The sequence below is a fragment of the Burkholderia sp. Ac-20365 genome, from assembly GCF_017104715.1.
GTDB lineage: Bacteria > Pseudomonadota > Gammaproteobacteria > Burkholderiales > Burkholderiaceae > Paraburkholderia.
This window is the reverse complement of sequence record NZ_JAAGPI010000003.1, coordinates 333,957-347,147: the sequence shown is the minus strand read 5'-3', so window position 1 is coordinate 347,147 and position 13,191 is coordinate 333,957. Positions and strand designations below refer to the sequence as shown.

Below are 13,191 nucleotides of genomic sequence, written 5' to 3'. Positions count from 1 at the left end.
CGTCGGGCGGCCGACAGCTGGCGGGTTCCCTCTGCGGCGGGTCCGGGCGATCTGCTGCTACCTTGAGTGCCCTACGTGCTTCAACCATCTGCAGGATGTTCACGATCGGCCCGGAATCGATGCGCCCGCATGAATCAGTGCAATGCCCGCGATCTGTGTCTGTGCCCAAGCCGTTCACCCGGGGTGTGACGAGGGGGGATGGTCAGCCGGTATCGGGAAAGCGGGGCTGGACGGTCTGTGAAATCACCGTCACAGCGGGGGGCATGCAGGCAGCGGTTGTCAATGGTTTAGCGTCCATTGGACGCCTGGAATTCCTGCGTCGTCTGTGCGGCATCGAACATTCGTGGATCCGGGCGTAACGCCCGAAACATAAAACACGACGCACTGCCTTCGCGCCTAGGCGCACCGGTTGCCTACGGGCGCAGGGTTCAGCAGGCAATGCCCGCTACGACACGAATGGGTTGTTTCTGTTGAGCGTCTTGCGTACCCTCATTGTTTCGGTCCGTCCCTGTCGACGGAATGTGTAGGACCAGCACCTGCTCGCATTTCCTGCTCATGGCGCGTTGTTCGCCCCGAGACGATTGATGCAGTTGGCGACGGGAATACGCACTGACATGCATACACACTGGAAGCCGTGTAACGTCGTCCTGAGCGCAAGCGCGGGACAATGACCATGCGCAGAAGCACTGTCGGGCTTGTATTCGATACGTTCAGGCAATGGATGGCTGCCACCCACGACGTAACCTCCACGCTTGGGCGAGTGCACACCAGAATGAGTTGTCAAGTGCTGGCCGACAACATAAAACGGCTCGTAGAAACAGTTGTGGTTGCCAGTGCGCTAAAGCCGATGAGGATGGCTGTAGAAATCAGGGCCCCAAAGGGGTCTGGCGAGCTCGAGACGGTACGTCAGCGCGAGATCGACCGATTGAACGCGAGTGCTCCAAACGGTGATTCATCCCTAGTGGAAAAAGCGGTGTCCATTCCATCTCGGCCATCTGAACGAACGTAATTGGCGTTGACCCTGCGCGATGTGCCAGATTTACGGCTTTACGGTAAATGACTCGTGCACAACGACGGCGCGAACAGAAATTGTCGTGGTCCGGTTAATTCACCTGTGCGCTGGTCTGCTACCTTCTGCCAGTCAGAAAAACTTCGCGATTCGGTTCCTTCGCTCAATTGGAAGATCCCACCAGCGGTTTGAACCGACAATGAATGCATTGCTGAGATATTTGTACCAAGCGAAACTGTGAAGGCTAGGTTAGCGGCGTTGGCAGCCATGTGTTTCCCGAAGCAATCCGTAATAACAGCGGTCAGAATCTCTGATGAATTGATCGCACCGTGAGTTTTTGCGTACAGCGCGTGGCTCGCTGCTGACGCCGATGCGACATTCCGGAGGATCTGCCCGGTCGCTGTCAGGCAGGAGGGTTCAAGCAGGCTAAGCGGCAATATAGCGCTCGGCGCCGCGCCGATTTTACAAGGCCTTGCTTCGTCAGCATGTGCGACCTGAATCGCATAGTGCCCGAGCCCCCGCTGTCGAAAATAATATGGCAGTTCGAGATCCTCCGTAAATAAGCGGGTTCGACCGATGATGACAGAGGGCTTGGGCCATTGTGGTGTCTCGATCAGCAAGTCAACGTACGCGACCCATGGGGAGGGTAGAGGCGCGATCAGATCGACATTTTTAGCATCGGGTGAAACCTGCTTCCTCGCGGCTTCCAGAAGAGTTTGCCCCGCAGCGCTTGACAGCGAAATGTTTTGTGACGGTGAGACGGGGCGGCCATCGACGGCAAATATGAAATTACCGTTAACCGGCTCGCCTGCCAGTGACGAAACAGGCGGTAGTTCAATGCTCTCTATGGGAGGCGGCAGACCGGCTTCCCGAACGGCGGCATCACAAACGCTGATGTCCGAGGCCTTCCGGCAGATCTCATGTGCTCGCGCGACTGCCCGGGAGTATTGCGAAAGGCTTCGGGACAATAACTGTAAGGCATTGTCGGCGTCTGGCTGTCTGAAGGCGACGCGGCGGGGATCGCTACCTTGAAGCCGGGTGACATTCGTTGCCCGACCTTCCACCGATAGATAGCCAGCCTTGAGTTCCTTTATGGCAGTGGTGAATTGCTGATCCAGCAACGAACCGTTTCTCATGCCAGGCATCGGGGCAAGCTGATATTTGACGGGCTGCCCGGTAATGGTCAGCGTTTTAAGGTATTTGTTTACCTTTGTGGCGATATCATCCAGCCCATCGGCGGGAGCGATGCCTATTGGCTCGGCCGCCGGAGGCGGGTTCCCATAACCGACTGAAAAGACCTCGACTTTAATGGCTCCGCTTTTATTCGCTTGTTTGATGGTCGCGTCGCCGCCGATGGAGGAACTGACCGACCCGACGTCCAGGCCAATGCTGCCGCTGGCTTTTCCTGCGAACGTCGTGAGCGCGGTGGTTCCCTTTGATGAAACATGCAACACCACGTATAAACGGGCTTCATTGAAAGCGGTCTCGATGTAGCTGTCCCCGCATGTCTGACGAACCAGTTCGATTTTTTGAGGGTCGCCAGATGCCATCCACCCGTCATACGGGCTATCCCATGCAATGTTGTCGAGCGTCTCGCCATTGAATTCGCTGTAAGCCTCAATCACGATATCGAACAGTGAGCCGGACGCGGTCGTCGAACGACCGAGCTGCAGTTCTTCGCTACCGCTCACGACGTTCAGGAAGCTCGCCTCGGCAGCCTGGTCAATGTGCAACGCTTTTTCGTAATCGGACGACGAATAGGTAATGCTGGCCACCATCCTGGATCTACTGGCCCGGTATGGGTTTGATTTCCCCTTGAGACAGCTGCTAAGTGGCTGGGTAAAATCGTTTCCGAGGAATCCTTTTCCGAGCGTGTATCCGTTGTAAGGACCATAATCAAGAAGCTTCTTTTGCGCGTGCAATTCGCCTCCAGATAGCAGCGCAAACACGATAAAAAAGAGACAGCGTACATGGAACATGAAATGGACTGCCTCATGATATGGCTACACGAAACGCAGCCATGCAAATGACCGGCGTTGAACGACCTGTTACCCCAGAGAGTTTGTCAGGCCATTTTTTCAATCAATGCACGTGCATTTCGCACCGTTGGCCACGACACTGACTACCGCAAGTTGTAGAGGAATGCCGCCGGCATTGTCTGAAAATGAAAACTGGCCTCTATCCTCTGCATTCCACCTCGCGGTTCTTATCTGGCTGTCGGTGTCATCGGCGTTCTCGCGGCGTGTTTCGATGAGGTAATCTATCGAGCCGTTGCTTCGGCAGGCGGGGACCTTGATACTGAAAACAATCTGTCGAAAATTTCCGTTTTCAACTGTTTTTTGCTCCAGTATCTGCGCTACGCAATTCGCCGCGGCGAGATGTAACGGCCAAGAAAGAACCGCTAACGCGATGATCCGGGAAGCCGGTTCACGAAATTTGAGCGACACAGAAAGCTCCTGCGGATGGTCTTTAACAAACCCTTGCCCCATTAGCGCGGGCGCCGAGATTCCGCTTGCAACTTTAGTTAGTGGAGTTCAATGATGCAAAGACTTAATGCCGGGCGCCGCTCGTACTGGCCCGGAGATATCAATACACATCGTTGTCTGATTCCAGATAAAGTGGTCTTAATGAAGAGGCCGTTTTCTTCGATGTGGAGAGAACCGTATCGGTCATGTCATTGGCTAGGAGAAAATAGCAGCCGCATGTTGCAAATGTTCGCACCCAGAAACTGACCGTTGCTAATTGTTATTAGCTACAAGGGCTAGGTCGCCCAGGAATCTTGACTTGAAAGACAGTAGAACTTTTCGTGGGCACGCGATTCGTGGTCGTCCATCGAGGCGTGACACCAGGAGATTCCAGCGTATTCAGCTTTTTCCTCGGTTCTGAAACTTCCGGTCGCGGATCGCGCTGGGGCCGTCGCGACTCCGGACGTTAGCGCCCCATTGGTTGTCACCTGAACATTGCTGACGAATTTTGAAGAATAGTGGGGTTGCACGGGGGCAACTGGGACATGCCTGACCCGCAAGGGTGCGCGACGTCCAACGCTGTTTGGCCACCGCCGACATCCGTGGAGACAGTATACCGGGTGAATCGACTGTGAAATTTTGCGGTTGTCTCTTAAGCGAATAAAACCAGATCAAGACCCTGAGAGAATGGCGGACTGAACTTCAGTGTCACCTGTCCATTGAAGGATTCGTGACGACGCTTGAATTTCGCTCATCCTCGGCCGAGCAGCGCGAATGTGCCGCGGAGGGTTCGCGGAGCGCAAGCTTTTGCAGGCACGAGTTCAGGGGCGGCCCCGTCGAGATTCTCAATGCGTGCGTTATCGACGCATGCCAACCTGCCAACCGCTTCAGGAGAGCGCACATCGGGATCAGGAAGCATTTGCCGACGTGAGTGTTGACAGTTGGCCCGATTGCGTCAGGCTGGAAAAACGAAGTCCCATGCTGACTCATTTCCGTTAGCGCCGAGACGGATATCGCCGTCTCGAACCTGGCTATCGAACCGCAGTCCCGTCAGCCTTTCAACCTCTGCGACCGTTGATATAAACTCGGATACCCTGGATAGTTCTTCTTCGTCATCGTAGGCTTCCATGCCTTCTGGCATCCCTTTGGTGAGACGCTCAAGTACGGGATGCTGGTCTGCCAGCAGCGCCACTGACTGCAACCCGTGGGATCCTTTCCAGATAGCGATTTTCCAAAACCGCATTGGCAGCTTGGAACCAAAGCGATACTCCGGATCATTCTCGTCGTCGAACACGGGCCCTGCGAAAACGCTGACCCGTTGGTGTGTCGTAAATGCGTTTCTCTCAACGAAGGTTTCCACAGCACGCCAGCGAAGCTTTCCCTTTGCAGCCGGGCTTTTCTCGGGGCTGCCCTGATTGAAGAAACCCAGCTGGGGCGCTGCATTCGTATAGTAGAAAGTGTCGCTCTCCGCAAGCAGCGCTTGGTCAGCCGTTCCCCATGCCGGGTCGCTGCGAAGCGTAATGTGGCCTTTCTGGAACATGCGTGCGGTCCGTTCGTTCATAGCCTTTGCATATATCCGCCTTTCCTCAGCCGATGCGTCCGTGCCCGGGTATGGTGGTTTTTCGTAGCCCGGGACCTTCTGATCCTGATAGAACTCCACTGCCATCTGTTCATTCTCCAGGATCCGCGGGTCGGGACTGAAATCGTCGCTCGCCTCGGCGCCAAGCGATTCGATGCCGAGGTCAGCCAGCGTTGGACTGGTGTTAGTGGACTTGTCCTGCCGGTTGATTGCCACGAGACGCCGACCGTCAATATTGCACGCGGTGAACAGTGCAATCCGGCGATCCGCATTCATGACGATGGAGAAATGGTGGTAGCGCAGCTCGTGAGGATCATCTCCGTGAAGGGCCTGCTGGTTTCTTGCAATCCGGTACGGGACCTTTGACCAGTCGGGAAGTGGCACAACGAAGCCCCGGATGAACCCCGGTTCGTACCCATTGCGGTCAGAAAAATCGTCGGACGCCGGAGTGGCTTTTTCTTTCTTTTCCTCAGGTTGCGGTTCGCTTCTCTGGGGCGGCGCGAAATCGGGCGTAAAAGGTTGATTCGTCTGCCCCGCGCTGACCCAAGGGAGTCTCAGGCTGAACTCGATGGGCAAACTCCAGCTCAGCGTTCCGTCGGCGGCAATAGACGGGGCGGACATACCGTCTGCGCCGGATCTGGGCGGCGCGCGGCAGGCTTCTTCGCTGCCGTTGAATGCATTCTCAGGCGTCATCACAGGGCCACTGCGAGCGCACAGGCTCCAAACCTGCAGAAGTTCATTTACCGCACGCGCGCTGGCCTTATCGGTCATGGAACTCGCGCGCAATTTCAACGCCCTGACGATGGAACTGATGCGGATGCCTTCGTTGACATCCTGTCGCAGCGGCGTGCCGAGCGCATTTTTCAGTTCAAAATGTGGCTCACCCCAATGATGGAGTGCGATAGGCTCCCAATCATTGTTGCACACCGGTGAACCTGACGATCCCTTCTCGGTGTCTGCAAGGTAGTGCAATACGTCATGTGTTTCGTCGCGCGAAATAATGTTGTTCTCGCGAACGACCAGTTGCTTGTATCCACCCTGAGGGTGCTGAATGATGTTTGCAATCTCACCGAGCATGTGCTTGTCTGAGGCGTCAGACAGTGCGACATATCCCAGGGACTGAAGTGTCTTTGGTCCCGACAGACGCGGGCCGATTGCCACAAGCGTGAAGTCGAGCAGGTCGATGGGGTCGGAAATGAAGCAGGTTCCAGGATCGAGGGGGAACGTCGTGGTTGGGCTGGCGACGCCGTCGCCGGTGGTTTCATAGTCAAACTGAACCACCATCTGGGTGGCAATATTCGCAGAGGGGATGACGTGATTGTTGGTCAGGAAAAGGCCCGGGCCAACCAGAAAGCCACTGCCTTGCGCCCTGCCGGACCTGAAGACGACGCGCCCAACCGCATTCGCGACCAGACGCCCCTTTGCAAGGAATGAAACGCCCACGAGGTCAAGTGTCGGACCTTGCATTGATTCGGCGCCGTCATCGGTACCGGCATCAATGGTCGCGGCGGTCTGGCGAATGATGCCTGCGAGTGCGGCAGCGTCGCGCGCAGGCAGTCCAGCCTTATAGGCCATGCGCCTGGTACTACGCTCCGGGTCAGGCTCTGCGCCTAAAGGATTGCCAGCCGCGATTTGCCGCAGCGAGCGTTCAATTTCGAAAGTTTGCCGCGCGAGTCTTTCACGAAAAAGCAGTTGCAACCGTGTCGTGGTGGCTAGGTCCATACGGGGTCTCCATGCGTAAAGACTCCATGCGATTTGTCATATGACAGTATTGTGCAATTGCGACAGCCCGGGCTTTGCTTATGACGCCAGTTCCGCAATGCGGAGATACCTGGTGCCCGAAATATAGCTGATCCTTCTGGAAAAAAAAGATCCTGAAGGCGGCCATGATCGGGAGATCGGTTGAGAGGAGCCGCATGATGCAAGGGCCCGAGAACATCGCGCATTTCGCTTGTGCAACCGGTGACTGTTGGCGGTGCATTTTTTTAATCGGTTCCCGGTGCTGTTTCGGCGTCGCGATTTCGCCTTGCAGCCGGCCAGTACCAGCACAAGCAAATTTTTCGCGGCATCAGGCCACGCGTTCGACACGGTCGACGCACCGGGCGCTGCTCCTGTTAAAGCCAAATCGGACAGAACCCGGCAAATGTGCGGTAGTGCATGCCTGATCTTGTGTCGGCCGCTATTCAACCCCTTTCCAGCGTGCGTCTTAAGCAGACTTTAAAAAAGCCGACCTGCCGGAAAGATCTTGACACAGTTCGATGCGTTACTAGAGTTACTGGATATTCTCATCTGCGACGTGAATATTGTGTTGTAGAACATATCTGCCGGCAGAACAAAAAGGCATTCTGTACTTAATGAAAATAATTAAGATGTCTGATCATCGCTTCCGAAGTCCGTCAGTGTGTTCATCGTGAAGCATGCTGGCCGCACAGCCCGTCAGGAATGGTCTGGTCGTAGTGGGGTTCTCACCCGGTAAGCCGGGCGCCGTGGTCATGGCTACGCTGGACGTCAGCAACCTGCCTGCGGCCGTGTGCTGTTGATGCGTCACTCAGGAGTCTGCCGGTGCAGTACCGCGCGTCCCATGACGGTATGTTTCTCGACGCCGAAGATCCGGCTTGACGCTTCTGTCGCGCCAGCCAGGATAACCGTATCGTAGGCATTCGCCCGCTTTTGCGCAGGAGCTCACGAGATGAACCGGCTGATTGCAGTGTGCGGATGGTGTATGGCAATGGTGTCGTCTTCTGCTGCAGAGCTGCCGGCAGGTAGCCACTGGATCAAGGCCGGCCAAGGGCAGGTTCCTGCCGGTGCCATCGCGCTCGGGCGCGAGGTGGATGGACGGCCACAGTTTTCCTGTCGTGCCCAGCAGGGCAACGGCGTGTCCCTGGGCGCGATTTCGGCGGGTTCCGGCGGGTGCAGAATAGGGTTCGCCGGCCGTGCGCTGACAGTAGCGAACTATGAGGTGCTGGCTGCAGGCGCAGCACCCGCTGTGCAGGCCGCCAGCAGGCTGGGCGCAAGGTCCGGCATCCTCGCGGACAAGGCCATCGTGGTGCCCAGACCCGGAGTGGCAGGGTCGGCGCCAGCCATTGATGCCAGCGGATCGGTACGCCGCGGCTTCGACGCAGCGGGTCGGCCCTATGTGGAAGCGCGCAAGGCCGATGGAACGGTGGTGCGCAAGTTTCCCAATGGGAGCCAGGTAACCTACCCGGACGGCAAGCAGGAGTTCTTCCCCGCGCAGCACATCCTTTCGAACGCACAGATGCCTACGCCACCGGAACTACCCGCTGATCCGCAACGAGGTCGACTCTGGCTCGACCAGCACAACGCGGCACTGCTGGAGGTGATACGGACAATGGTACGGCGCGACGAATCGGAAATGCAGAAGTTTTCCGATGCCGAGCGCAAGGAAGCAGGCACTGACGTGTACCGCCAAATTGGCTATCGCACGAAGATCGCGGAGTTCCTCGCGGCTGGCACCTGAGCAGACTATCGATGAGGCCGATCGTGCAAGCTGCGGCAGCCGTCGCTTTGAGCATCGTGACCGTGCTTTGCTGCGCGGCGATCCAGGACGACTCCGCGCAGAAGACGCGCATGGAGCGTGCGACGGTGCAGGCGGGAGCGGAATACGCAGCACCAGCGCCGCCCACCGCGGCCATGGCGGACGACCCGGGCAGTGCGGTGCTCGCTGATCCGGCCACGCGCAGGATGTACCTGAGCGCCATGCAGCACTACTATGAGTACCGTGCCAACGGCTACGCTTACCGCAGCCGTGTGTTCGAGTGGCAGTTGCTGTCCTCACGACTCATCTTCGTCGCCGTGGTCTTGCTGGTGATCGCCGGTGTCTACTTTGCCGCCGTGCAATTTCACGTTGCACTTGCAATTTCGCGGCGCGCTGGCACGTATACGGCAAAACAGGAGGATGCGGCTAGCAGTGTTGACGATACGCTAAAGACAGAGCTTGAGGTTTCGGCCAAAGGCGTTGTTGTCAGGTCCTCCATGCTCGGCGTCATCGTTCTTGCGTTGTCGCTAGCGTTCTTCTATCTCTATCTGGTGTACGTGTATCCGATCCGGGACGTGATCTGAATGACAGGCGCAGCGCGCTCGCACGGCCCGACAGACAGGATCGAACGACCCGCGAATGGCGTTGCCGACATGTCTGGATCCGTCGTCGCGATCCGCTTCGCATTGGCGCAAGACAGCCTGCAGCGATTGGGCCCGTGCAAAATGCACACGAAACGCATCAGTCGAGAGAATTGGTGCGGCGCCTGATGGGTGGGATCGCGATACCTGTTTTCAGGTTCGTTCGATGGCATTAGGCTGGGCTGGGTGCGTCGATCTTATGAATTCAGGGCCTGGACCAGATATATTCAGGCTCAATTGACCCAAACGTCAAGAACTGAATCAACCAGCCCCAGGCGTGTTGCGTTTGCATGTGCTATTGCCATTCCAACGGAAGCTAAAACGCATTGCTTGATGATGGTTGAATTCCAGCGGACTATCGTGGACCGGATGCGCGAGCAGGCGTTGTCTGGACGCCGGTGGCACGTTTGGTGGTTGCACCGGTAGAGGCTGCAGGGGTTGCGGGACCGGTTGCGTTTCCCCCGGTGTTTGCGTTGGTGGCGCCAGGCGAGGTGCCGGTTGGCGTTCGCGTTGCCGGCGACGCTGCTGCAGGTGAGGCGGGTGCAGGGCCCGGCGACGCGGGTGTGGGAGTCGGCGAGGGGGGGGTAGGCGGAGGCGAACTCATGCGCTCGGCCAGTTGCGAGCCGCGCTGTGCTTCAGCGGCGCCCTGTGCGGTACGCCGTGCGGCCCTGTCCGCATAGGCGAGCCGCCCCTCAGCCTCGGGATTGAGCGCATTCACACGGATGCGCTCCTGTGCGGGGCCACCCGCGAGTCGGTCCAGCGCAACATAGTCCGTCCTGAAAATAAGCTCAACTGAGGAATTAAGGTCGAGGTCGGTATTCATTTCCTCGGTCGTCTGTGTTCGCTGCGTGGACACATAGCCAATCGTATTCTTGACCTTGGCTTCGATGCCCCACGGACCGAGCTTCGCGCCACCGCTGACCTCGGCATCGTTACGCAGATCGAAGCTGGAGCCGCGGTCGTCGGCCGCAGCACTTCGCGTGTCGATGTGAAAGCGCATGGCGGCCGTCAGACGGCCGCTTTCGATGACCAGTCTTTGCAGGCCCATCATGACCATTGTCGATAGCATCTGTTGCCGCCTGCGCGCGAGCGCTGCGCGTGCGGGAGCAACAATCGACTCGGGGTCTCCCGATGGTACCGGGTCTTGTGGACCCAGGCCGAGCGCCGTTCTGAGTGCCGCCTCACCTGGCATTGAGGCACCCTGGCGCAGGACCAGCCGCGTCGTGGCGTCCCGCTCGGCCTGCGCGGCCGCACGATCTTCGGGAGACATCGACGCCTCGGGAGGTTCCAGCGCGTCATCATCATCCGCCTGTACGACAAACGAGCCGGGGAAGCGTTCGGCGAGCCACGCACGCGCGCCCGCAATCCCAATGTTCGCATCGGCAAAACCATCCGTGCTCGCGGCTACATTCTGGATGAGCTCGACGTAGCTGTGCAATTGCTGCTGGTTCGAGTCGTTCAGTGCCTTGAACACACCATTGATCAGTTCGGTCACGAATCGCGGAAAGGACACCGCATTCAGGATTTCGGTGGTGGTGCGGGCCACCTTCGATGCGGCAACTCCGGAAAAACTGCTGCCCGCATCCTGTGAGCGAGACAGCGCCGGGCGCTGCGCGCGGGGGGCAGCGCGCGCAGCCTGTTCCTCATTTGAGAGGGCAGTGGCTGCATCTGCAATACGGACAAGTGCGCTTGCCACGTCGCGGCGGGTGGGGGCGTCAAGCGTGTGAAAGCCGGGTTTTGCGTCAAGCAGCGCGCGCACTGACTGGCGCACAGCCGGCGATGGCGAGCGGGTCATTGCGCGCGGTGTGGTTGCCATGACTAGCCTGCCATCGCAGCCCACGGAGATTCCGACGGGGCGCGAGGGTTGACGGGAGCGGCCGCTGGCGGCGCAGTGCCCCGCGCGGTGGTCGCTGACTCGCCAAGTGCAAGTGACGCCTGCATCCACTCGACAGCGGCACCTATCACGGGATGGTCGAGCGCGACGAAGGCGGCGGCCATGTCGCTCATGTGAGCAGATACCTCTGCAAGCCATGCAAGCACGGTCATACCCGCGCGGCCGCGCCTGAAATGAATCCGTGCGTCGCCATGAGCCGTGTGTGCGAACCTGTCGATCGCGACAAGCACGCTCCACAGGTCACGCGCGCCAAACGCCCCGCGCAGCGCGGGATGGCCCAGTATGGCAAGCGACTGACGCAGGTTCTGCAGCAGATCCTGCGCAATGAAGACGGTAGTCCCGCTGCTCGCGCCCACGAGCTGCTCCGCCATGTGCACGGCGGCTGCACGCACCCGCGCCTGCACGGCCACGCCTCCGTGGGCATTGTATCCTTCGTTTTCGTCGAGCCTGTAGAGCGCCTCGCACACTTCCAGCATCGCCTCGTCAAAGCCACTTTGCACACCGAACACCCGGTCAAAGCACGCGCGTCGCTCATCGGGCGTGGCCCGCTCGTTGCGTCCTCTCCAGTACTGCGCGATGAGCGCAGCGGCCGCGCCGAGGTCCACGCCAAGGCCTGCGCCGCGCCCCAATCCCGCCAGCGCTTCGACCGCGTCCACGACGCCCGCCATCTCCAGCTCTGAGGCGAGGTACAGACTTGCGAGTACGCGCAGCTGCGCCTGATCAAATCGCGTGGCGGGCAACAGTGGCAACGCGATGTCGCCGAGCTCATCGAGCGCGAGCGCCACCGGCGCCGCGGCGTCAACGAGTCGCGCGCAACGTTGCAGCTGCTGATCGAGCCCGTGGTCGTCGCAACCACGGGCATTGGGGGGAAGGGGGAGAATCACGGCTGCGTGCCTGATGTTGAACGCGACGCCCCCGAGTTGTTCGGGTTGTAAGGCGTCGAGTTGCCCTGGATGGTGGACATCATTTCTGGCGTTGCCATTTTCTCCAGCGGCAGATAGTCGCTCTTGAAGTTGACGCGGACTTCACCCGAGAGTTTTGCCTTGACCTCGGCTTTCGATTCACTCGTTTCATCAACTGAGGAGCCGACCGTTGCGACATGAGCCTGTTCGGCTTCTGCGGACACCGACGCATCAATGGGGCTCATCCACCCGCCATAGCTCGCGTTAAGTGACTGTTTCGCGCGCTGCGACTCCTCGTCGTACATCGATGCGGTGTAATTGCGCCGCGCCCTGTCTTCGGCACGCATGTCAAAGATCACTTTCGCCGTGATCGCGCCATCTGTGACCACAATCCGGTTAATGCCCAGCATCACCATGGAGGCGAGCAGTTGCTGGCGGGACTTGGCCATCTGCAGCCGGGCTGCTGTGACAAGTCTTAGCTCGGCATCGGCATCGGTAATGTCACTCACGGGGGGCGTGAGGTTAAGGTCGCGGCTGATCTCGGCAAGCCTGACTTCTGCGTTCTCGCCGCGGGTGACAAGCGTCGCCGTGGGCGCAACGGGGATCGGACCTTCCTCGAAGGCGCCCGCCGTCTGGTTGACTTCGACACCGATTGCGTCGGGATACTTCTGCGCAAGCCAGTCCCGTCCGGCGCCAGCGGAGATATTGTCCTGCATGAATGCATCGACCGTCTTGGACACGTTCGCGATCAGCTCGCCATAGGCGCGCATCTGCTCAATGGAGGATTCCACGATCGCCTGGAAGACGTTCTTGATAAGGCCGCCGACGAATTTGGGGAAGTCGACCTTCTTGACGAGCGCACCGAACTGGTCGACTCCTTCGCGAACCGCACCTGCCTTGAAATCCTTCCCGACCATGCCGGGCGATTTTGACAGCGAGGCCTTAGTCGCTTCTACCGCGTCGTCCTGTGCCCGGGACAGAGACTCGTGCGAGGCGGGCATCGTGCTCACCTCCTGAGCGATCGCATGCGGATCTGAGATATAGGAGAGGACCTTGACCATGTTGGCGGCAAGCGCGCGCTGCTCTTCAGCGCTCAGCGCGCCGAATGCGGGTATGGCAGTGAGCAGCCCGCGTACCTGCGGCCGCACCGCATCGAGCGCCTGCGAGCTTGTCCAGTCGGGCCGCATGGGCTGGTTCATTTTCGC

The 13,191-nt window shown here is 58.9% G+C and carries 8 protein-coding genes; 2 read left to right on the top strand and 6 right to left on the bottom strand.

Annotated elements, in window-relative coordinates; all coding sequences use genetic code 11:
- Window positions 1-1,047 precede the first annotated feature (1,047 nt).
- The 3 genes from G3O01_RS07945 to G3O01_RS07935 all read right to left on the bottom strand — a co-directional run bounded on the left by G3O01_RS07945 (window position 1,048) and on the right by G3O01_RS07935 (window position 6,775).
- The gene (locus tag G3O01_RS07945; RefSeq protein ID WP_205803962.1) at window positions 1,048-2,988 is read right to left on the bottom strand and encodes a hypothetical protein; all 1,941 of its coding nucleotides are present in this window, start codon (window positions 2,986-2,988) and stop codon (window positions 1,048-1,050) included.
- 99 nt (window positions 2,989-3,087) lie between these two features.
- The gene (locus G3O01_RS07940) at window positions 3,088-3,456 is read right to left on the bottom strand and encodes a hypothetical protein (RefSeq protein WP_205803961.1); all 369 of its coding nucleotides are present in this window, start codon (window positions 3,454-3,456) and stop codon (window positions 3,088-3,090) included.
- A gap of 973 nt (window positions 3,457-4,429) precedes the next feature.
- Window positions 4,430-6,775: a DNA/RNA non-specific endonuclease gene (locus G3O01_RS07935; RefSeq protein WP_205803960.1), complete on the bottom strand. Its 2,346-nt coding sequence runs from the start codon at window positions 6,773-6,775 to the stop codon at window positions 4,430-4,432.
- Window positions 6,776-7,742: 967 nt separating this feature from the next.
- Here G3O01_RS07935 and G3O01_RS07930 point away from each other — a divergent pair.
- On the top strand, window positions 7,743-8,531 hold the full coding sequence (locus tag G3O01_RS07930) for a DM9 repeat-containing protein (RefSeq protein ID WP_205803959.1): 789 nt from the start codon (window positions 7,743-7,745) through the stop codon (window positions 8,529-8,531).
- Window positions 8,532-8,542: 11 nt separating this feature from the next.
- On the top strand, window positions 8,543-9,133 hold the full coding sequence (locus G3O01_RS07925) for a hypothetical protein (RefSeq protein WP_205803958.1): 591 nt from the start codon (window positions 8,543-8,545) through the stop codon (window positions 9,131-9,133).
- A gap of 412 nt (window positions 9,134-9,545) precedes the next feature.
- Here the strand turns inward: G3O01_RS07925 and G3O01_RS07920 are convergent, their stop codons facing one another.
- The 3 genes from G3O01_RS07920 to G3O01_RS07910 are packed head-to-tail and all read right to left on the bottom strand — an operon-like array spanning window position 9,546 to window position 13,185.
- On the bottom strand, window positions 9,546-11,006 hold the full coding sequence (locus tag G3O01_RS07920) for a hypothetical protein (RefSeq protein WP_205803957.1): 1,461 nt from the start codon (window positions 11,004-11,006) through the stop codon (window positions 9,546-9,548).
- Between the two features lie 2 nt (window positions 11,007-11,008).
- A complete protein-coding gene (locus G3O01_RS07915) occupies window positions 11,009-11,968 on the bottom strand; it encodes a hypothetical protein (RefSeq protein WP_205803956.1) in 960 nt (319 codons plus the stop codon).
- Entirely contained in the window at window positions 11,965-13,185 is a 1,221-nt protein-coding gene (locus tag G3O01_RS07910) for a hypothetical protein (protein ID WP_205803955.1), read from the bottom strand. The genes G3O01_RS07915 and G3O01_RS07910 overlap by 4 nt, the downstream gene beginning before the upstream one ends.
- Window positions 13,186-13,191: the final 6 nt, after the last annotated feature.